Genomic DNA, 21,081 nt, shown 5'->3' with positions numbered 1-21,081 from the left:
TCGGTTAAACCTACTTCTTCAGGTGGTCAACCAACTGCGAAGCGATACCGGTGTAGCTACCCGGAGTGAGCTGCTGCAGTCGAGCCTCGGCGGCCGCCGACAGCCCCAGCTCGCCCACAAATTCCTTCAGGCGTACCGCATCCACGCGGTGTCCACGGGTCAGATCCTTCAGGCGTTCGTACGGGTTGTCCATGCCTTCGACGCCGGCGATGGCCTCGGCACGCATGACCATCTGAATGGCCTCGGCGAGCACCTCCCAGTTGTGGTCCAGATCGTCCGCGAGCACTGCCTCGGCAACATCCAAACGATCCAGGCCCTTGGCCACGTTGGAAATGGCAAGCACCGAGTGGCCGATGGCCGTACCGATGTTGCGCTGCGAGGAGGAGTCGGTCAGGTCGCGCTGCCAACGGCTGGTCACCAAGGTCGCGCCCAGGGTGTCGAGCAGACCGTTGGAAATCTCTAGGTTCGCCTCGGCGTTCTCGAAGCGGATCGGGTTGACCTTGTGCGGCATGGTGGAGGAGCCGGTCGCACCTTCCACCGGGATCTGCGCGAAGTAGCCGATGGAAATGTAGCTCCACACGTCGGTGCACAGGTTGTGCAAGATTCGGTTGAAACGAGCAATATCAGCGTAAACTTCGGCCTGCCAGTCGTGGGATTCGATCTGGGTGGTCAGCGGGTTCCAGGTCAGACCAAGGTGCTCGACGAAGGACTTGGACACCTGCTGCCAATCGGCGCCTGGCACCGAGGCGTAGTGCGCCGCGTAGGTACCGGTGGCACCGTTGATTTTGCCTAAGTATTCGGTCTTTTCGATGCGGTCCAGCTGGCGGGTCAGGCGCCAAGCGAGAACCGCGAGCTCCTTGCCCAAGGTGGTGGGGGTGGCTGGCTGTCCGTGGGTGCGCGAGAGCATCGGCACTTCGCGGGACTCCTCGGCCATCGCCGTCAGTTGGGTAACCAACGCGCGTGCTGCCGGCAGCCACACCTGGGTCACGCCACCCTGCACACCCAGCGCGTAGGACAGGTTGTTGATGTCTTCACTGGTGCAACCGAAGTGAACCATCGGCTTAAGCTGGCCGATGCCGATCGCATCCAGACGGTTCGCGATGTAGTACTCGACGGCCTTCACATCGTGCACGGTGACGGCTTCGATCTCGGCAAGTTCCTTCACCGAGTCAGCGTCGAAGTCGGTGACGATCTTGCGCAGGGCAGCCTGCTGCTGGTCGGTAAACGGGGAGGTACCTGGAAGTACGGAGTTTTCGGCCAGGTGGATCAGCCATTCGACTTCCACGTGGACACGATCGCGGTTCAGTGCCGCTTCGGAAAGGTAGTCAACCAACGGTGCCACCGCGCTGCGGTAGCGTCCGTCGAGGGCACCAAGTGCCAGGGGTTCATTAGCAAGGGAAGTGCGCGCAATCTCAGCCATGCTCATATTCTTTCATTACTCGGTGCACATCACATCTTTTACGGTCGACGATCTTTCCACAGCCCGTAGTCCAACACCTCAGCTAGCGCAGAAACAGCGCGAAGATGGAGGCATACTTTCACCGACTCCCCGGTGAAGAATGACCGCTGGGAGAAAATCATGATGTTTCAGGCGACCTTAGATTCGGTGGCCTTCCAATTGGATGATGCCCAGTCGACGACCCACTTCGCGATCGAACAACTATCTTCAATCAACTCCCTGACTTGGAGGTCTACGGCTGGTAAGGCGTTCGCTTCGGAAGTGAGTCAACTCAGCGACAGGCTCATAGCGCTGACCAAAGCATTGGGCGAAGCTGAATCGTATCTGTCGTTGGCTATTCGTGAAATGAATGCGTTAGAGGCACAAATCCTTGACCAGCGAATGGCGTCCTAGCCATGGGGTATGACGTCAATTACAACTCCTTGGATTACGCCCAATCACGTCAAATTTGTCAACAAGTATATGGACAACTTCAAGATGTTCAGGCACAACTGCTCAGGGCTTCGGTACGCGCCCAAGAATGCCAACGACAATCACAAAGCCAATGCCTAGCTAATGGGATAGCGAACCATGGGTATGCGGTCGGAGTTCTGGCGGATAAATTGCGCACCGGGTATCACCACGCCACCGAGGCGGTGCTCGATGCGCGTCGGCTGGAAGAGAAAGTTTCCGCCGCGATCGAGAATTATGTCAGGGCCGAAACCCGGATCGAAAATTCAATTCTGGTTTCCGGCAAATGGCAGATTCTGGTGGACCTATGGAACAACACGCGTCATAACGATTCACGTCCGCCCACCCAAGACATGGAAAATATTCTCAAACTTTTTGTCTTGCTTTCCTCTCCTCGTGGCCGTTTTGGCTTTGCCCGACCACAACCAGAGATGATGCATGAAACTACGCAGAACCTCGCAGAGTTCATCAAGATCTGGGGGCCATTTCGTAACAAAGAGTTGAAGCTGAGCGACTCGGACCCGGTAGAGAAATTTGAGTCCGATGGAACGGTCAATACGTTCTACAAGCTGCATCAGGTCCTCAACGATGCAGGCCCCGAAGAGGACGGGAAGATTCTGATTGCAGAGGCAGAGAAGGACGGAAAGAACGTCCACCTGGTGATTCTTCCCGGAACTCAGCCGGACTCAGACGGGCAGAACCCCTTTGACACGTATGGAATTATCGACGGATTTGGTTTGGATTCGGAAAACTTTGCGGGGCCGATTGCTGAAGCACTTGAAATTAGTGGAGCGCAGGACGGCGACGAGGTGATTCTTAGTGGATATTCGCAAGGTGGGATACACATCGCGAACCTGATGAAGAACAAGTTCCTGCGCAAAAAGTTCAAAATGAAAAAGATGCTGACCTTTGGCTCGCCCATTGGGCACATCGATCTTCCCGAAGATATCCGCAGCCTATCCCTTGAGGATTCCAAAGACATGGTTCCTGGGACCGATGGTACGGAGAATACGCGGAAGAAAGATCAAATCACGGTGAAATTTGACGGTCCACGGAATGAAGATCAACTCGATGACGGGCTTTTCGGCAAGCCCCACGATTTAGATAATTATGGGGATCACTTAAAAGAGATGGTCGAGAATCCGGTTCCAGATTTGCAGGATAATTTGCGGGAATTCGCAATCCCCCCGGGACCACTGACCTATCGGAAGTTCAAGATCGAACGCAAAGAACGCCCCAAGAATACGAAGCACGAAGAATGGGAAGCAGAAAAATATCGGATGGGGCGGTAGTCCCGAATACGCACTCGTACATTGTTTGCCCCACCCCGAGCCATTCGGGCGTGGGTTTTGTCTTGTCCATCAGGCCGGGCAATTCAGAGTTTTGCCTCGACGCTGAAGAATCACGGCACGATAGCGTGCCGTTGCATCATCTAATGGTGACTACTTGTCGCGAAGCGCTGACACACAATTGTCTGCAAGACCGCTGCCATTGTCCTTGCCCTGGCGGGTACCGGATGGACTTACTCCTGCGCTCATCAGAACAGTAAGAGTGCAGAGTAACTTTGCGCATTCAGGGAGCTGGATCTAACCCGTTGTTTGCATGGCTTTGGACGTCGAAAGTCGTTACAGACAATGCATGCGACAATGTGGAAGATGTCGCCGATTTGACGAAGAAATTGGGCAGTAAAGAGCCAGTAGTAATCCTCAACAAGCCTGACGAGGATTGCTACTGGCGGTGAGTGGATAGGTATCTGTGTGGGGTGTGGTCGGACGTTCTTGTTAACAGTAGAACGCTGCCCCGATCGGGAGTCAGTCCCAGTAAGTATTACGCCGCGGCTTTTGCAACGGGTCAATATGCTTCGGCAAAATCACGTGCGGCAACCCATCAATCATCACGACCTTGATCCGACCCGAATCAGCATCCATATGCGCACCCCGGCACAGACCCGCCAAATTGATGAGCTTCGTTTCGCCGCCCATCCACCACGGATCAACATGGTGAAACTCAATCTTCTCCGGCGGCTCAGTACAACCAGGCACAACACACCCATGATCACGAGCCAACACCGCGCGCTTGAGCCTCTCCGGAACCAACCGTTGGGCTCGACCATAGTCAAGCAACTCACTCTTCGAGTTAAAGATTGCCGGGATAATATCGGCTTCGCACAACAACCGTCTGAGATCCCCGGGCGGGAGATTCACCCCGTGAGCAGTGCGCGCATCACCAGAAGCGAGATCCTGCAAATCTTCGAGCTTCAAATGCACCAGAACCTCAGGTCTAATCCGTTGGCTGCCACCTCCACCGGTCGGAACCATGGTGAGGATATCCATCAACGCATTCAACGCTCGTTCAGGGACCGTCGCCGGGACCTCGGTGGTTTCTGGTTCCCAGATCGCTTCCTCCAATGCCCCTTCGGGTAAGAAGTCCAAGATGCTAGGTTCTGCTGGGATCGGCTGTGCGGCTGCTTCGTCTAGTGTTTCTGATTCTGGGTCGGTGGTTGGTTCGTCAACGGCAGGTGCAGCTTCAGCGGATTCAGTACCGGTATCCGACTCGTTAACCGTGCCAGCCTGTGGCGGACGGTTGACCCGAGCCTGCGCCCCGGCACGGGTGCGCCCGTTAGCTGCATGAGCGGCCAACGAATCAAAGTACTCACCTTCCACCGTGGTGACCCGCAAGAGAAACTCGCGGGTGAACTCGTTCTTAATCGGTAACGGGAAGAATCCCCGACGCAGCGAGGAGGATGTTGCAGTACCTGCAGTAGTACTCGCGGTAGTGATCAGTTCTTTGACCTGTTTGTTCGTTTCGGCAACGCTCTGCCCCGCAGTCAGCAGGGTGGCTGCGTGTTCTTCCACCGGGCGGCCATCTGCATGAAACAACGTCGGCTCGGTACGGATCCCCTCAAAGGTCTGGTCCTTAGGTTCACGCTTAGCCAGTTTCTGACTGATCTCCCGCACCACCGCCGGATGCAACGCCGGGGATTGTTCCGTGTCTGGGGTGGTAAATAGTGTGGCTAAGTGTTCAAAGCGCGGTGGGATCTGGTTACCAGCCATATCCCGGCGGCTGATCAGATCGCTGGCGTCGCCGATGAGTTTGCTCGCTTCACCAAAAGGAATATGAGTCCAGGAAGCTAAGAGTGCGGCAGGGGTTTGGAAGCTTGCTTTACCAGCGCAGCGGTGAGGCAAGCGGGTGGTGTCTGGGGCGGTGGTGCGTAGTGTGTCGAGTTCTGTTTCGTGAAGGGTGTGGGCGTTGGTGGCTGCGAGTCGGTCAGCACCGGTGACACGGATACGTGCTGCTTCGTCTTCGAGCTGTTGGCCGGTGGTGGCTAATTCTAGGGCGAGGCGGGGATCGGTGGTCTCTGCCAGATGTAGGCGTAGGAAGGTGAACAGTGCGGTGCCGGTGGTGGCCAGTTTGCGCAGGGTTTCGCCCGTGAGGTTTTCTGGCTCACTGGTGGCTGCGGTGAGCTCGGTGAGCGTCGTATGCAGTTCGGTGAGGCTAACCCCGGCGGTGGTGTTCATGAGTTGAGTATGAACTGGATCCTGCGCCGTGGGTGGCCAACGTGCAAGTTGTGGAAAACTCGCCAGCTGAGTATTTTCGGTGTCCGTTGGACGCTGAACTATTTCATCGTCCAACGGACACCGGTGTAGCGGAGGGGCTAGCGTTTTTTCTTACCCACAAATACGCCGAGGACCGCGGAAATGATCGAGATGATGATGGTGCCAGCGATTGCGTCCCACCAAAATTTGTCGATACTTAGTCCGACCGGAGTGAACTGTGTCAGCCAACTGGTGAGTAAGAGCATCAAGGCGTTGACGATCACGGTGAACAAGCCCAAGGTCAGGCAGGTGATGGGCAGCGTGAAGAACGCGACGATCGGACGCACTAAGGCGTTGATCAGACCGAAGATCAGGCCAATGATCAGGTAGGCAATGACGGAGCCCATCAGGTCATCGCTCATCGCCGAGATATGAAGGCCGGGGACAACCCACACGGCCGCGGCAAGCGCGAGGGCGTTGATAATGACTCGAATCAAAAAACTCATAAGCCAACTTTGTCATAGAAGACTGGATGATCGGTGGAAAAGGAATCTGCCGATTGCGCCGCCGGGCACTAGGCTTGAGCTATGAGTGAGAACCCTGTAATCCAAGATCTGGTGCAACCTCGTTCCATCGTTGCGCGCTTGCCTAAGTACGCCGCCGGCAAACCACCGGTAGCGGTCGAAGGGCTTGAATCATTCAAGCTTTCGTCGAATGAGATTCCTTTTGGCCCAATTGATGAGGTGCGTCAGGCGGTCTTGGCGCAGGATGCGCTGAACCGCTACCCCGATAGCCTGTCGACGAAGCTGCGCACGAGCCTGAGCGAGTATCTTGACGTGCCGGCCGAAGACATCGTCTCCGGTGCCGGTTCACTTGGCGCACTGACTCAGATTCTGACCACTTTCGCGGGACAGAACGAGGACGGAATTCAGGATGAGGTCATCTACGCGTGGCGCTCATTTGAGGCCTACCCGATCTTGGTGCAAAGCGCAGGGGCGTTGCCGGTGGAAATTCCGGTCTTGTCCGATGGTCGTCACGACCTGGAATCGATGATCGCAGCAGTTAACGAAAACACCTCGGTGATTTTGTTGTGCACTCCGAATAACCCCACCGGCCCCATCCTGACGCAGGCAGAGGTTGATGACTTCATCGCCCGCGTGCCACGCAACGTGCTGATCGTCTTAGATGAGGCCTACATCGAGTTTGTTCGTGATGAGCATTCCGTGAACGGTGTGAACACCTACCGTAAGAATCCAAACGTGGTGTTGTTGCGCACGTTCTCCAAGGCGCACGGCTTGGCTAACCTTCGCGTTGGCTACAGTGTTGCACACCCGGAGATCACCGAAAATATTCGTGTGGTGGCGACCCCGTTTGCTGTTTCTTCGGTCGCCGAAGATGCCGCCGTTGCCTCGCTGGCAAACATCGATAAGGTGCTTGAACGCGTGGAGAGTTTAGTTCAGGAACGTGAGCGCGTGGTGGCCGCTTTGCGAGCGCTGGGTTGGGTATTCCCGCAAACTCAGGCGAACTTCATCTGGTTGCCGTTGGGTGAAAACACCCAAGAGTTCGTGCAGCGTGCCCAGGCGCGGGCGTTGTCGGTTCGTGGGTTTGGCTTCGAGGGTGTGCGCATCTCGATCGCGGAGGTTGAAGCGAATGATCGTTTCATCGAATTGTGCAAGAATTCTGAGGATTTAAAGCTCGGCTGACGTGCTTCTAATTCTCGCGTTTTAGAGGCCGAAAGATATAGGCTGTTTAGTAGTTAAGCCGCTATATGTCCCATAGGGAATGTATTCCTGAAGGGGCATATGAATGATTGAAGGATGTTTTATGTCGCGTGCCGCGAATGAGGCGACGGACCAGGGTCTAGTGCAGATTCTGACTCCGGAAGGCCAGCGTCTTCCCAACCAAATGTACGATGCGTATTTGGGTGACGTTGACGACGACATGTTGCGTGGTTTTTACCGCGATATGGCGTTGACCCGCCGATTCGACCAAGAGGCTACGGCCCTGCAACGCCAGGGGCAGCTGTGCCTCTGGGTCCCGTTGCGCGGGCAAGAAGCGGCGCAGATCGGTTCGGGTCGAGCCACCCGTCCCAGCGATTACATCTTCCCTACCTACCGTGAACACGGTGTGGCACTGACCCGTAACGTCTCCTTCTCCGAGATGTTGCGGCTCTTCCGCGGAATCTCCGGTGGCGGCTGGGACCCACGGGAAAACAACTTCCACATGTACACCATGGTGCTCGCGGCGCAGATGCCGCACGCATCGGGCTATGGAATGGCGATCAACCTTGACCAGCACGGCTGGGATGAAGCTAAACGTGCCGCCGAAGGTGATGCGGTGGTGGCCTACTTCGGTGACGGTTCCTCCACCGAGGGCGAAACCCACGAAGCGATGGTCTTCGCGAACTCCTTTAACGCTCCGGTGGTGTTCTTCTGCCAGAACAACCAGTGGGCCATCTCGGTACCTTTCGACGTGCAGTCGAAGGTGGATTTGGTTCACCGCGCGGCAGGTTATGGCATGCCAGGCATCCAAGTGGACGGTAACGACGTGCTCGCGGTGTTGGCAGCAACTCGCTGGGCGCTGGAGCATGCACGCAGCGGAAAAGGGCCGGTACTCATCGAGGCGATGACCTATCGATTGGGTGCACACACCACCGCAGATGATCCAACCAAGTACCGAATGAGCGAAGATGAGCTCGCGTGGGCTCCGAAGGATCCGCTGATTCGGTTAGAAACGTACCTGCGTGAAAACAAGATTGTTGACGAGGCATTCTTTGCGCAGCTGGCTACCGACGGCGATGAAATGGCAGCAAAGGTTCGCAAGGACGCCATGGCTTTCCCTGTGCCACCGCTGGCCAAATCCTTCGAGCAGGTGTACGCCGAGGCGCACCCGCTGATTCAGGAAGAGCTGGCTTGGCATTTGGAATACGAGGCCGGGTTTGCGGACGAATCAGGCGCGGGGGAGAAGTAAATTGACGACAACTATGACGCTTGCCAAGGCCATCACCACGGGCCTGGATAAGATACTCGAATCCAATGACCGCGCGATCCTCATGGGTGAAGATATTGGCCGCCTCGGTGGCGTGTATCGCATCACCGATGGGCTGATCGACAAATACGGCGCACACCGCGTGATCGACTCCCCACTGGGTGAGGCCGGGATCGTCGGCGGCGCGGTAGGTATGGCGTTGCGCGGGATCAGCCCACTGGTGGAAATCCAGTTTGATGGTTTTGTGTTCCCCGCCTTCAGCCAGATCACCACGCAGCTGGCCAAAATGCATGCGCGTTCCGAGGGCCGGCTCACGGTTCCCGTAGTCATCCGCATTCCTTATGGCGGCGGGATCGGGTCGATCGAACATCACTCCGAATCTCCTGAGGCGCTCTTTGTGCACACCGCCGGGCTGCGCGTGATCACCCCGTCCAACGCGCACGACGCGTACTGGATGATCCAGCAGGCCGCGGCCTGCCAGGACCCGGTGATTTATCTGGAACCCAAGCGCCGTTACTGGCTTAAGGGCGAGGTAGATACCGAAACTCCGGCGCTGGACGCGTTCAAGGCGCAGGTGGTTCGTCCCGGGGATGACGCGACCATCGTGGCCTACGGACCGCTGGTGCCGATCGCCCTGGCCGCTGCCGAGGCGGCGCGTGAAGATGGCCGCTCGGTAGAAGTGATCGACCTACGCTCGCTGTCACCCATTGATTTTGACACCATCACCGAGTCGGTGCAGAAGACCGGACGACTGATCGTGACCCATGAGGCGCCGACCTTTGGTGGGATCGGCGGGGAGATCGCCGCACGAATCACCGAACGCGCCTTCCTCTCATTGGAGGCGCCGGTGCTGCGTGTGGGCGGATTCCATATGCCGTACCCGATCTCTAAGGTCGAATCCCAGTACCTGCCGGACATCGACAAGCTACTCGAAGCCCTCGACCGGTCCTTCGCCTACTAAGCGACGGATTCAAGGAGAAAAACATGACTGTCTTTAATCTTCCCGATGTGGGCGAGGGGCTGACCGAAGCCGATATCGCTTCATGGAAGGTCCAAGTAGGCGACACCGTTGAGGTCAACCAGATCTTTGTCGAAATTGAAACCGCGAAGTCGCTCGTTGAGCTGCCCTGCCCTTTCGCCGGGGTGGTCACCGAACTTCATGCAGCCGAGGGTGACACCGTGCTGGTTGATCAGCCGCTGATCACCATCAATGAGGAGGGTGACCCGGTGCTCCCCACCGGCGTGCCCGAACCGGTGCAGGTTGCCAACACCGAAACTCCGAACCATAGCGAGGAGCCTGGCCCGTTGGTTGGTTCCGGCCCGGCCGCGGATTCGGCGGTGCGCCGCGCGCGGACCAGCCGTCCAACACCGTCGGTCGGTGCCGAACGCACCAGCGCGGCAAACAAGGCTGGCGCCAGTGCTGCTGGTCTAGCCGATACTATTTCTCGTCGTGCCCAGGGATTGGGGCAGGCGGTGGCCCGCGAGGTGGATCGTCGCAAGCCTGCGATGGCGAACTTTATGGACCGCGTGCTGGCTAAACCGCCGGTGCGCCGGTTGGCCAAAGACCTCGGCGTAGACATCAACGAGGTCATCGGCACCGGGGTGCAAGGTGAGGTGACCCGCGAAGACGTCAACAGTTACCAGGGTCAGCGCGAAGCCGAACGCGATGCGGCACCGACCTACTGGGGCCATGGTGCCCAAGGTGGCGCACTGATCGAACGTTCGCAGGTTCGTGGGGTTCGCAAGGCCACCGCGAAGGCGATGGTTGCGTCGGCGTTTAGCGCTCCGCACGTGTCGATCTTCGTCGACGTGGATGCTAGCCGCACCATGGAGTACGTGGCCAGGCTGAAGAAGTCCCGCGATTTTGAGGGAATTAAGGTTTCCCCGTTGCTGGTTTTGGCGCGCGCGGTTATTTGGGCTGCGGCGCGTAACCCGTCGGTGAACGCCTCCTGGGTGGAGACCGAATCCGGCGCGGAGATCCACCAGAAGCACTTCATGAATCTGGGTATTGCGGCAGCCACCCCGCGCGGGTTGCTGGTGCCGAATATCAAGAACGCCCACACGCTGAATATGCGCGAGCTGGCGATTGCACTCAACGACTTGGCGATGACCGCCCGGGCCGGTAAGACCAGCCCGGAGGATATGCGCGAAGGCACGTTGAGCATCACCAATATCGGGGTGTTGGGCATCGACACCGGAACGCCGATCCTCAACCCCGGCGAGGTTGCGATCGTCGCCTTCGGCACGATCAAGCAGAAGCCATGGGTGGTCGACGGCGAGGTAGTGCCACGCTGGATCACCACGCTGGGCGGCTCCTTTGATCACCGGGTGGTGGACGGGGATCTGTCCGCACGGTTCATGGCCGATGTCGCCTCGATCATGGAAGAACCTGCGTTGTTGCTTGACTAGAACCACGAAGCAACCCGTCCGGTGGGTGCCCGCAAGGCATGCATCGGGCGGGTTTTTCATTCCCGGTTACTCAAAGTATTGTTGATATACTCGCAGGACTATGATTCGACCGCTTGTTTCAGCCGCTTTCGCGCTAGTGCTGACGTTTTTCATGTCGCCATTGAACGCGCCCGTGGCGCAGCCAGCGCCGGCGCCGGTGTATCCCACCACCGAGTCCAGCGCCCCGGCTAAAGACAATGAGTCGGTGCTGATCCCGTTGATTAGCGCGCATGAGGACAACTTTTATCTGGCGGTCAGCGACGCGGCCCAAGCTTCGGTCGATCAGCAGGGAATCGTTGATCAGGTGCGCGAATCGATGGGAGCTACCCACGCAAAGATCCTGGTGGGGGTGGATAAAAAACCCAATAATCTCAAGGGCGCCGCGCAGTTAGTGCGCGGCCTGCTGCTCTTTGGTGACAGCGACGCGTTGAGCGATGACTGGTTGGAACACGGCAAAGATCGCGGTTACGTCGGCAAAGGGTGGATCGTGGTGGGAGTGATGCTTCCCGAACGCGCCGGTGCACCCACCGAAGTTTTTGTGGATCCGGGCCGAAATGTCAGGGCCAAGGCCGAGGGCGCGACCGAGCGTATTCACCGCGCGGGCCAACAATATTTTGATTCCCAAAAGTACACCCAGGGGATCATCGAGGTGAGCAAGGCGAGCGCAACGCAGTTGCAGGCACCCAAAAAAGCTATGTTCCGCAGCTGGCAAGGTGTGGGAATACTTGCACTGCTAGTGCTGGGCGGGGTGTTGGTAGTTTTCATCATGCACCGGCGCAAGGTGCGCGCCAAGGCGGCGAACAAGCGTGCCCAGCGTGGAGCGCAGCTCGTCGATTTACTTCGACATCGCGCCTTCCGGTTGGAAAAATATCGTGCACCACTGCCTGCGGGCGAGCCAAATGGGCCTACCAGACGGGCCAGTGAATCCATCAACGCGGTGATACCTGCGCTGAACGCGCGTGCCTTATTACTTGCGCAGAACTATCAGGACGGCGGCCCGCTGAGCGTCGAAGAGCTAGCGCGGATGGAAGCTAGCCTCGCCGATCAGGAGTTGCTGATCGCCGCCACGAAGGCGCTAAACACGCTCCTTGAGGCAAAACGCGGGCAGAGCGCCGATTGGAAAGCCATCGTGCTTACCCACCGGGAACGGCTCGAAGACACCGCGCAGTTCCTCAACTTAGACTCCGTGGGTCAGCTTCACTGCCTGCCGCAATTGCGGACCATGATTATCGAACACACCAACCGGTTAGACGAGATCCAGCACTGGGTGCAGGCCGATGCGTCCCGTCAGCAAAGCCCGGTGCAGGTTTTAGACCAGCTCTGGCAAATGCGTGCCGAACTGCAGCAAAACCATAGCGCCGCCCTCACTCAGGCGCGCGAGGCACGGCTAGAAGTAGTTGGTTCGCTCCGTCAGCGAATGGATGCGCACGGCGCTCGGCAGGTATTTACAGATCCCTTGACTAGCCTGGACGTCGCGCTGGTGCGGGCGCAGATGCTCAAGAGTGAAAACCGGCAGGTCAGTTCATGAGCCGGCGGGGGTTATACGATTCACGGGGCCGCAGGCTGCACAGGCCACGGTCCTGGGCAGCGCTCGGCGCGCTGCTGATGGCGCTGGTGACCACCCTGGTGGCGGTGCAAGGCTACCAATCGATCCCCGACGAGCCACGCTTTGAGGTGGCGATCGTGGTTGAGGGTACCCCGGAGTGGAACATTAGCCAGGCCACGGTCGACGCGGCGCTAAGTGAACCGATCAAAACACATCGGCCGCTGCGACTGATAGTTACCGACCGGCACCTGAGTGGTGATGAGCTGCTGCGCGGACAGGTGCCCACTGGCCAGGTGTTGCTCTCCACGCAGCTGGAGAATCTCAAGACCGAAAATAGCACCGTGCAGCAGCGGTTTACCGGGGCCGCGCTGAACTCGCAGCTGGTGGACGGACGCGATGAATATACCGATGCCCGTTTTGAAATTAGCGGGGCCTTCCGCGACAACCTGGGCTTAGGGCACGGCCCGCAGGCGGTGGTGGCGGCCGCCGAGCGCGCCGCGATCGTGCTCTCCGCACAAGGGGTACAAAACCCGGCCTACTGGTTTGGTGCGATTGGCCTCTGCGCGATGCTGACCGCCGCGCTGCTCTCTGTTGCGCTGCGCTACCGTTCGCGGTGGGGGTCGCGGCATCGTCGGCTGATTGCCGCGCAACGCAAACTGGCCCGGGTGCTACTGGACCTCGAAGCCTTGGAGACGACCTATGCAGCAGCACCGGCTGCTTCACGCCCGGCGGGGTTCAGCAAAAACTGGGAGGAGCTGCAAAGGCTGTCCCTGCAGGCGGCGCGCAGCGAAGACCCGCTGGTCACCTCGCTGTTTACCAAAAAGGAGGCGCTCGGTACACGCACAGGTGCCCAGCTGGCCACCTTCGAGGCGAGCACTCGCACGCTGACTCAGCTCGCCGACGCGTTGCTGGGAGCCGGGTCGGTGCATGCAAACCTTGCCGGGACCGGTTCCACCTTTGACCAATTGAGCCGGCCGATCAACGATGCGGCAACCGCCTTGCTGATTCGCCTAGAGCAGGCCCCGGGAAAAATGATTTCCGGTAGTGATGTGCGCAGGCTGCGTGATGACCTGGGCGAATTGCTGCAGGCCTCGGCCTTAGAGGTCGATAGTTCGCAGGCAGTTGACCGCTGGCGCAAGGCCGAAAAGCAGCTGGCCACACACGGTAAAGCGTTGACGCACAGCCTGCGCCGCTACCCGCGCGGGAAAATCCCCGCCGTGGCGCAGGTTCCCGCACAGCATCTGCAGTTGCGGGAGAGTTTGGGCCTACAAACCGCTGAGCAGTCCAGCGCCCTGTACCAGTTGGGGCTAGCCAACGCGCTGGTCCGTGCCACCTTAGGCGATACGCTCGCCTCCGATACTCGGGTGGCGCCGCAGCCGCACGCTCTGCCTGTCGCCAGCAAAACTTCTCGCGGCCACGCCTCTCATTCACCTGGCATAGATGAACCTGCCCCGCGACGTCGTGGGCTACGCATAACCGGGGCCGTCGTGACGCTCATTGCCGCGATGATCGTCGCCGGGCTGAGCGTGAGCACGTTGACCGCCAAACCCGAAGTTTCACGCAGCGGTAGCGGTCAGGGGGTCAGCTTCGAGGTGGATGATCCGGCCAAGCTGCTCGATGAAGATGAGGTCCTACGTTATATGGACACCGATTTTCAGACCGACACCAGCTTTACCCTGGCCGTACGTGATGCCGAAAGCTACCTGGATTTCCTTCCGCTTGAAGCGGGACGAAGCTTCCATCAGGTGCGTCCGCGCAGTATTTTGGAAGCCAAATGGCGGCTGAAAAGCGAATTTAAGGACAAGGTAAATCCGCTCACCGGGGAGCTACGCGAGGGCGAGGTGATCGTCCCGGTGCTACTGGCCGACGATGAGCGAACCGTCGTGCCCGGGGTGATCTCCGCGCAGCTGCAACGCGGCGACTACGGGTGGGGGCGGCTGGTCGCCTGGGAGCACGGGTCGATTAGCGAGTCCAAGTACCTGGAGATGGAAGTGGCCGGGGCCTTAGACGACTACAACAACGCACTAGCGCGCAACGGCTATGAGCCGGTCAATTTTTCTGCCACGTCGCTATTCTGGATGCTCACGTTCCTGTTCTGCTTGACCGTGCTCAACCTGGTACTGGTGGTGCGTTACCTACTTTCGACGGCCACCAGGCTGGGCCGGTTCGGGCGTGGCGCACGGAGCCTGGCGCAGGCGAAGCGTCAGCTTGAAGCGTTGCTGCTCGGGTTGGAGGATTCGCAGATTAACGCGGTGGCGGTGCTCGGTGCAGATACTCACGGGCGCGCCGATGAGGCGGGGCAGCGGCTCTTTGAGCGTGCGTTGGTGATGGCCTGGCATGAGGCGCAAGAACTCTCACAACTGCCCTTGGGTGAGCGGTTGGGGCAGTCCTTTGCCCGCAGGGTGGCGCACCTTGAGCGTTTGGTGGCGCGCCTGGGCGAACGCGATCAAGATGTCACTCGTCGTGCCAATGACCTAGTGGCGGCCACGCGTGGGGCCGGCGGCGACGAACCGGCGTCGGTATTACTGCCTAGCTAGTAGGCTCCCACGTCGACGGCGGTCCGCATCCCCTAGTGAGTAGGGTAATGCTGACCGCCGTCGGCGTGTGATGCGGTCTTTAGCCCAGCACCTCGGGCAGTTCACCTGGCTCGTTGCCCAGCACATGCTGGGAGAGGAACTCGAAGACCACCTGGTACCAGATCTTCGCGTGCTGCGGGCTGAAGATCCAATGGTTCTCGTCGGGGAAGTAGAGGAACCGGTGATCGGTGGTGCCATCGGGCGCCTGCGGCAGACCGGAATCGGCCAGCAACTGGTACCAGAGCTTGAGCCCCTCGCTAATTGGCACGCGGTAATCCTTATCCCCGTGGATGACCAGCATCGGGGTGACAATCTGCGCCACGTGGTGATGCGGGGAATTGGCCTGGATCATTTCCGGACTCATCTCCCGGGTCCAGTAGAACGAGGCATCGGTGGACTTGTCGAAACCATCCAGCGCCCAGAGGCTCGCATGAGTCACGATTGCCTTGAAGCGGTCGGTATGTCCGGCGATCCAATTGGCCATATAACCGCCGAAGGATCCGCCCATGGCCGCGGTGCGACTCTGATCGATGTCCGCGCGCGCCTCGGCAGCATCGGTGATGACCAGCAGGTCGGTGTAGGGTTCCTCGCCCCATCGGCCCCAGCCACGTTGGATGAAATCTTGACCGTAACCGGTGGACAGTGCCGGGTCCGGCAGCAGCACCGCGTAGCCTTGCGCAACAGCCAACCAGGGGCTCCAACGCCAGCTCCAGGCATTCCACGAACCCAGTGGTCCACCATGAATCCAGAGTAAGAGTGGTGCCTTGTTGCTGGGGGATGCATCGCGCGGCAGGGCCAGCCAGGCGCGGATCGTGCTGCCATCCTCCGCGGTGGTGCTCACCTCGGTTAGCGTGCCGGGCAGTGCCGGCTGTTCGGCCGGGGACAGTAGCCCGGTCAACGCGGCGTATTGACCCGATTCCAGCTCAGCTAGGTGAGTGAGTTCGATGGACACCGGTTCGGTGGGGTACTCGTAGCTGGAGCGCAGCGCGTAGGCGGTGCGCGAATCCGGGCTGATCAGCACGTTGGTGTAGGCGCCATCCGCGGTGAGTCGGGTGATCTTGTCGCTATCAAGGGAGAGGTGGAAGATCGGGCCGTGGCCGTGCTCATCCGCGGTCAACAGCACCGAGTGGCCGTTGGGGAACCAGGTGATGTCGTTAGTCCAGCGATCCCAGCCGACGGCGATCTGATGCGTTTCGCCGCTGGAGAGCTCCATGAGCCATAGGGTCATGGCTCCGGCACACTGTGGGGTGGAGCGGGTCCATCGGGCGTAGATGAGTTTGCTGGAATCCGGGCTGATTTTGCCGACCGTGTATTCGTAGGTCTCATCGGGCTGCAGCAGCATTTCTTGCGCTCCGCTGTGCAGATCTAAGCGCATGAGGCCGGTGGCAAGCGAGCCGCGGCCCTCGGGAACGAGCCATTCGGTGATCAAAAATTCGCCGTTATCCGCCGCGGTGAAGGCGGTATCGGTTTGCTGCACGCCGCTGCTGGGAGTCAGATCCTTGAGCGTCGCGGATTCGGCATTCGCCGCAGGGTCAAGGGCTGCGGTATAAAAGTGCGGGGTTTGTGGTCCTAGGTCCGCGTCCCAATAGCGCACCGGGTAGCCGGTGTGGAGGATGGCGGTGATCTTTTTGGTTTTGCGCTCCTGAAGGATTTTCGCTTCGTGCTCCAGGTCGGTGGCGCGTGGCATTCCGGGAGCGCAGACCAGCACGCGCTGTGGGTTGCGGGGAAAGGTGGTCACCGACTCAATTCCCGCCGGGTGGGTGAGGATCGATCGGGCTTCTCCTCCGGCGGAAGGTAAACGCCAGGCTTCGGGTTTAGCATCCTCCCCGGTGCCGCGTTTGGCTAGGAAAAGGAGGTCTCCGTCGGCGCTGAAGTTCGGCTGTGATTCGCCGTTTTCTCCGAAGGTCAGGCGCCGGGCAGGTGTTTTTCCCTGCGGGTCCAGCTGCCACAGGGCGGAGGTGTATTTGGTTTGATCACTGCTGAGGGTGCTTAGTGTGGTGACAAGTTTGGTGCCATCGGGGGACAGAGCTAGGCCCGCTACCCGCGGGAGGCCGATGTACTCATCGAGATTGTGAAATGGTTGCTTGGCATATGTCATAGCTCACATCTTTCCACTAATGCGTGGCACGCACTAGTGCGCCGAGCAGCTCGGCTTTAACGGGGTGTCAAGAAAAATGCCAAATTTGCGACCAAGATTTAATACTAACGATATTGGAATAGGCTGACCGATGAGGGATCGTAGCTTAGAAGAACGGTCACCCTGTGGCTCACGCTGAGGAGAGAAAAATGAAACAACGTCCACACCGCGTTCGACTGCTCTGCTTAACGGCCGCCTCTGCGCTGCTGTTTTCTGCGTGTTCGACCGCCGATCCGGCACCGGATTCGGGCAGCAGCGAACAACCGCAAAGCCCACAAGGCTCGGCCAGCTCGCCGGCTCCGAGTACCGAGGCCGAGACAACTGCCGCAACTACCGGGTCGCCGTCGGCTAGTGCACAACCTTCGAAGGATATCTCGGCGCAGCTGACGGTGAGCAAAGAAGTGATGGGCATCGGTTTTAAACTTCCCGAACATTGGTCCGTGGCCGGTGATGACTGCCAGGGCGAATGCACCGAGTATGACAACTGGGAGGTGAAGGATCAGCGCGGGGAGCACGTGCTGACGCTGATTCCGAATACCGCCACCTCCCCGGATGGGGATACGAACCTGTATGAACGCGAGGTGCTGGTGCAGAAACCTGTCCCGCAGCTGAAAACACCGACCAGCCTGCTAGCAGAATTCTGGACCGGGACCAGCCAGGAAGATGGCGAGAAGGAAACCGGGTTCTCGTTGGCGCTGATCGATGACCAGGTGCTTGCCGATCGGACCGAAATGCCGGATCTGGAGTACTTTAAGATCGGCGACTCCCAGGCCCCCATGTTCTGGGTAGACGACGAGTACATGGAGGATCAGGGGATCGGCGATGACCCCACCCGGGAAGGGGTGGACACTTTCCTTGCCAGCGACGAGTACCAGACGGTGGAGGCGATCCTGCTCAGCGTGCGCCATGCGGCTAGCTAGCCAAGAAGCCGCCAGAAGCTGAAAATATCCGGCGGGAGCCGCAGCTCCCGCCGGATAGCCCTGCGGATTTTCCGGTTTCTACACCGAGGCCTTGTCATTGCCCGATTCACCGGTGCGCTGCTGCTGCACGGCCAGACGGGCATCGGCCAGCTCGTTGATCCGCTTCCGGCTGGCGTACCAGCCAAGAATCAGCAGCGGGATGATGATGGCCAGCGAAGCGATCGTCCAGGTGCCAACCGGATTATCGAAGGCCATCATCACCAGCACGGCGGCCAGGAAGGCCAGCGTCACCCATCCGGAGATCGGGGCCAGCGGCATCCGGAAGCTCGGGCGGGACAGGGTTCCGCGGCGTGCGGCCTTCACCAGCGCCATCTGGCACAGCACGATCATGCCCCAGGAGGCGATGATTCCCACGGCCGCGAAGTTCAACACAATTTCGAAGGCCGCGGCCGGAACAAAGGCGTTGAGCACCACGCCGAGCACCGCCACGGCGGCGGTAATCAGGATGCCGCCGTAAGGCACGCCGGATTTGTTCATCCGTCCGGCGAAGCGCGGGGCGGAACCGTTCAGCGACATCGAACGCATGATGCGTCCGGTGGAATACAGTCCCGCGTTCAGCGAGGAGAGCGCCGCGGTGAGCACCACCAGATTCATCACCACGTCCATGCCCTGGATGCCGATGGAGCCGAAGAAGGTCACGAACGGGGATTCGCCGGCCTTGTACGCGGTGTAGGGCAGCAGCAGCGAGAGCAGGACCAGCGAGCCGACGTAGAACACGGCGATGCGGATGATCACGGTATTAATCGCCTTCGGCATGACCTTTTCGGGGTTTTCCGTCTCGCCTGCCGCGGTACCGATCAGCTCGATCGACGCGTAGGAGAAGACCACACCCTGCATTAATACGAGGACCGGCAGCAACCCATTGGGTAGCAGCCCACCATTGTCGGACAGGATCGAGAAGCCCACCTCATGGCCGTCGATCGGGGTGCCGAAGATGACAAAGTAACAGCCGACGATCAAGAAGCCCACCAGCGCGACCACCTTGATCAGCGCAAACCAGAACTCCATCTCGCCGAAGGCCTTAACCGAGACCAGGTTCATGCCCAGCACCAACGCCAGCGCCGCGAGCGCCCAGAGCCACTGCGGAACGCTGCCAATCCATGCCACATATTTGCCGAAGAACGCCATGTACAGCGCCACCGCGGTGATGTCCACGATCGAGGTCATCACCCAGTTCAGCCAGTACAACCAGCCGGTGGCGAACGCGGCCTTCTCCCCGTAGAACTCACGGGCGTAGGAGACGAACGAGCCCGAGGACGGGCGGTGCATGACCAGTTCGCCCAGGGCGCGCAGGATCAGGAATGCGAAAAATCCGCAGACCGCGTAGCTGATGACAATACCTGGGCCGGCGGCCGACAGACGCCCGCCGGCGCCCATGAACAGGCCAGTGCCGATGGCGCCGCCAATGGCGATCATCTGCATTTGGCGGGAGGAAAGTCCCTTGTGGTAGTCCCCGTCGCCGGCGGTCAGGCCGGCATCTGGGACGTGCGCAGCGGTGGCGCGGGTGGTGGAATGCTCCATCGTAAACCTTAACTATTAGTCGGAGAGATTTGCCAGGCGTTCTGGCTTGAGCAGTTCGTTCAGATCTTCTGCCGAGAGCAGTCCGCGCTCTAGGACCAGCTCGGCGACCCCGCGTCCCGAATGCAACGCTTCCAATGCGATCGAGGTGGAGGCGGAGTAGCCTAGGCGTGGGTTCAGCGCGGTGACCAGGCCGATGGAGTTTTCCACCGCGCGGCGCAACGCGTCTTCGTCGACGGTGATGCCGTCGATGCAGCGGCTTGCCAGGGTGAGGCAGCCGTTGGTCAGGTGCTTGAGCGATAGCCCAATGGAATGTGCGATGACCGGTTCAAAGGCGTTCAGCTGCAGCTGGCCACCCTCGGCGGCCATGGTCACCGTCATGTCGTAGCCGACCACCTGGTAGGCGATCTGGTTAACCACCTCTGGGATGACCGGGTTGACCTTGCCGGGCATAATCGAGGAGCCGGACTGCACGGCAGGCAGCTGCAGGTCATTTAGCCCGGCGCGCGGGCCGGAGGAGAGCAGACGCAGATCGTTGCAGATCTTTGAGATCTTCAGCGCCACACGCTTGAGCACACCCGAAAGGTGCACAAACGCTCCCACATCGGAAGTGGCTTCGATCAGATCCGGGCTGGTAGTCAGCGGCAGCCCGGTCAACGCGGCCAGGTGGCCACGGGCCGATTCGGCGTAGCCGGCCGGGGCGTTCAGCCCGGTGCCGATAGCCGTGGCGCCCAGGTTGATCTCGGTGACCAGCGACAGTGATTCGGCCAGCCGGTCGCGGTCTTCGCGCAGGGTCACCGCCCAGCCACCAAATTCCTGGCCCACGGTCATCGGCACCGCATCCTGCAACTGGGTGCGGCCCATTTTTACGACGCCGCGAAATTCCTTGGCCTTGGCCAGGCAGGAGTTTTCCAACACCGTCATCGCAGCGAGTAGCGGCTGGGTGGCGAAGTGCGTGGCGATGTTCACCGCGGTGGGGTACGCGTCGTTGGTTGACTGGGAGAGATTCACATGGTCGTTGGGGTGCAGGTAGGAGTATTCGCCCTTGGCATGTCCCATGATTTCCAGCGCGAGGTTGGCGATGACCTCGTTGGCGTTCATGTTGGTGCTGGTGCCCGCTCCGCCCTGGATCGGGTCGATGATGAACTGATCATGCAGCGAACCGTTGGCGATGGCCTCGCAGGCTTCATCGATGGCCCGGGCGCGGGCATCGTCGAGCAAGCCCAGCTCATGGTTGGCGCGGGCCGCCGCCTGCTTGACGCGGGCCAACGCGATGATCAGGTGCGGGTTGCCGGACAGGGAAGTCCCGGTGATGTCGAAATTTTCCTTGGCGCGCAAGCTGTGCACACCCCAATAGGCTTCGACGGGGATCTCGCGGTCGCCAATGAGGTCGTGTTCGCTGCGGGTTACGGGAGCCTGAAGGGTTTCAGACATGTCTGCTCA

At 59.7% G+C, this 21,081-nt stretch carries 15 protein-coding genes; 9 read left to right on the top strand and 6 right to left on the bottom strand.

Annotated elements, in window-relative coordinates; genetic code table 11:
- Positions 1-10: 10 nt before the first annotated feature.
- On the bottom strand, positions 11-1,420 hold the full coding sequence (purB, locus tag ACX5K5_RS14405; protein ID WP_105678506.1) for an adenylosuccinate lyase: 1,410 nt from the start codon (positions 1,418-1,420) through the stop codon (positions 11-13).
- Between the two features lie 159 nt (positions 1,421-1,579).
- Here purB and ACX5K5_RS14400 point away from each other — a divergent pair, with 159 nt between their 5' ends.
- Positions 1,580-1,852 (top strand): hypothetical protein, encoded by a 273-nt coding sequence (locus ACX5K5_RS14400; RefSeq protein WP_188683274.1) that lies wholly within the window; start codon positions 1,580-1,582, stop codon positions 1,850-1,852.
- A gap of 2 nt (positions 1,853-1,854) precedes the next feature.
- Positions 1,855-3,201: a hypothetical protein gene (locus ACX5K5_RS14395; RefSeq protein WP_459174599.1), complete on the top strand. Its 1,347-nt coding sequence runs from the start codon at positions 1,855-1,857 to the stop codon at positions 3,199-3,201.
- A gap of 519 nt (positions 3,202-3,720) precedes the next feature.
- On the opposite strand, the gene ACX5K5_RS14390 is transcribed toward ACX5K5_RS14395, so the two are convergent.
- Together ACX5K5_RS14390 and ACX5K5_RS14385 are read right to left on the bottom strand one after the other, a co-directional pair.
- Positions 3,721-5,427: an HNH endonuclease signature motif containing protein gene (locus ACX5K5_RS14390; protein WP_459174598.1), complete on the bottom strand. Its 1,707-nt coding sequence runs from the start codon at positions 5,425-5,427 to the stop codon at positions 3,721-3,723.
- A gap of 137 nt (positions 5,428-5,564) precedes the next feature.
- Entirely contained in the window at positions 5,565-5,951 is a 387-nt protein-coding gene (locus ACX5K5_RS14385) for a phage holin family protein (RefSeq protein ID WP_459174597.1), read from the bottom strand.
- Positions 5,952-6,032: 81 nt separating this feature from the next.
- Between ACX5K5_RS14385 and ACX5K5_RS14380 the strand changes: the two genes are divergently transcribed.
- The 6 genes from ACX5K5_RS14380 (at position 6,033) to ACX5K5_RS14355 (ending at position 14,964) form a co-directional block, all read left to right on the top strand.
- The gene (locus ACX5K5_RS14380) at positions 6,033-7,148 is read left to right on the top strand and encodes a histidinol-phosphate transaminase (protein ID WP_459174596.1); all 1,116 of its coding nucleotides are present in this window, start codon (positions 6,033-6,035) and stop codon (positions 7,146-7,148) included.
- Between the two features lie 121 nt (positions 7,149-7,269).
- Positions 7,270-8,415 (top strand): pyruvate dehydrogenase (acetyl-transferring) E1 component subunit alpha, encoded by a 1,146-nt coding sequence (pdhA, locus tag ACX5K5_RS14375; RefSeq protein ID WP_459174595.1) that lies wholly within the window; start codon positions 7,270-7,272, stop codon positions 8,413-8,415.
- Positions 8,416-8,428: 13 nt separating this feature from the next.
- Positions 8,429-9,394 (top strand): alpha-ketoacid dehydrogenase subunit beta, encoded by a 966-nt coding sequence (locus ACX5K5_RS14370; protein WP_188683266.1) that lies wholly within the window; start codon positions 8,429-8,431, stop codon positions 9,392-9,394.
- Positions 9,395-9,417: 23 nt separating this feature from the next.
- Positions 9,418-10,842, top strand: coding sequence for a dihydrolipoamide acetyltransferase family protein (locus ACX5K5_RS14365; protein WP_443449749.1), 1,425 nt, complete (start codon positions 9,418-9,420; stop codon positions 10,840-10,842).
- 151 nt (positions 10,843-10,993) lie between these two features.
- Complete coding sequence (locus tag ACX5K5_RS14360; RefSeq protein ID WP_205738257.1) at positions 10,994-12,409, top strand: hypothetical protein; 1,416 nt, start codon at positions 10,994-10,996, stop codon at positions 12,407-12,409.
- Positions 12,406-14,964 (top strand): DUF5129 domain-containing protein, encoded by a 2,559-nt coding sequence (locus ACX5K5_RS14355; RefSeq protein ID WP_459174594.1) that lies wholly within the window; start codon positions 12,406-12,408, stop codon positions 14,962-14,964. The genes ACX5K5_RS14360 and ACX5K5_RS14355 overlap by 4 nt, the downstream gene beginning before the upstream one ends.
- Before the next feature lie 79 nt (positions 14,965-15,043).
- Here the strand turns inward: ACX5K5_RS14355 and ACX5K5_RS14350 are convergent, their stop codons facing one another.
- On the bottom strand, positions 15,044-17,101 hold the full coding sequence (locus ACX5K5_RS14350) for a S9 family peptidase (RefSeq protein WP_459174593.1): 2,058 nt from the start codon (positions 17,099-17,101) through the stop codon (positions 15,044-15,046).
- Positions 17,102-17,289: 188 nt separating this feature from the next.
- Between ACX5K5_RS14350 and ACX5K5_RS14345 the strand changes: the two genes are divergently transcribed.
- Positions 17,290-18,060 (top strand): hypothetical protein, encoded by a 771-nt coding sequence (locus ACX5K5_RS14345; RefSeq protein WP_459174592.1) that lies wholly within the window; start codon positions 17,290-17,292, stop codon positions 18,058-18,060.
- 78 nt (positions 18,061-18,138) lie between these two features.
- Here the strand turns inward: ACX5K5_RS14345 and ACX5K5_RS14340 are convergent, their stop codons facing one another.
- Both ACX5K5_RS14340 and ACX5K5_RS14335 read right to left on the bottom strand, forming a co-directional pair.
- Positions 18,139-19,641, bottom strand: coding sequence for an amino acid permease (locus ACX5K5_RS14340; protein WP_459174591.1), 1,503 nt, complete (start codon positions 19,639-19,641; stop codon positions 18,139-18,141).
- Between the two features lie 15 nt (positions 19,642-19,656).
- Positions 19,657-21,072: an aspartate ammonia-lyase gene (locus ACX5K5_RS14335; RefSeq protein ID WP_459174590.1), complete on the bottom strand. Its 1,416-nt coding sequence runs from the start codon at positions 21,070-21,072 to the stop codon at positions 19,657-19,659.
- Positions 21,073-21,081 lie beyond the last annotated feature (9 nt).

The sequence above is a fragment of the Glutamicibacter bergerei genome (assembly GCF_054495185.1).
Note: the sequence above shows the minus strand (reverse complement) of the source record. Positions and strands in the feature narration are given on the sequence as shown.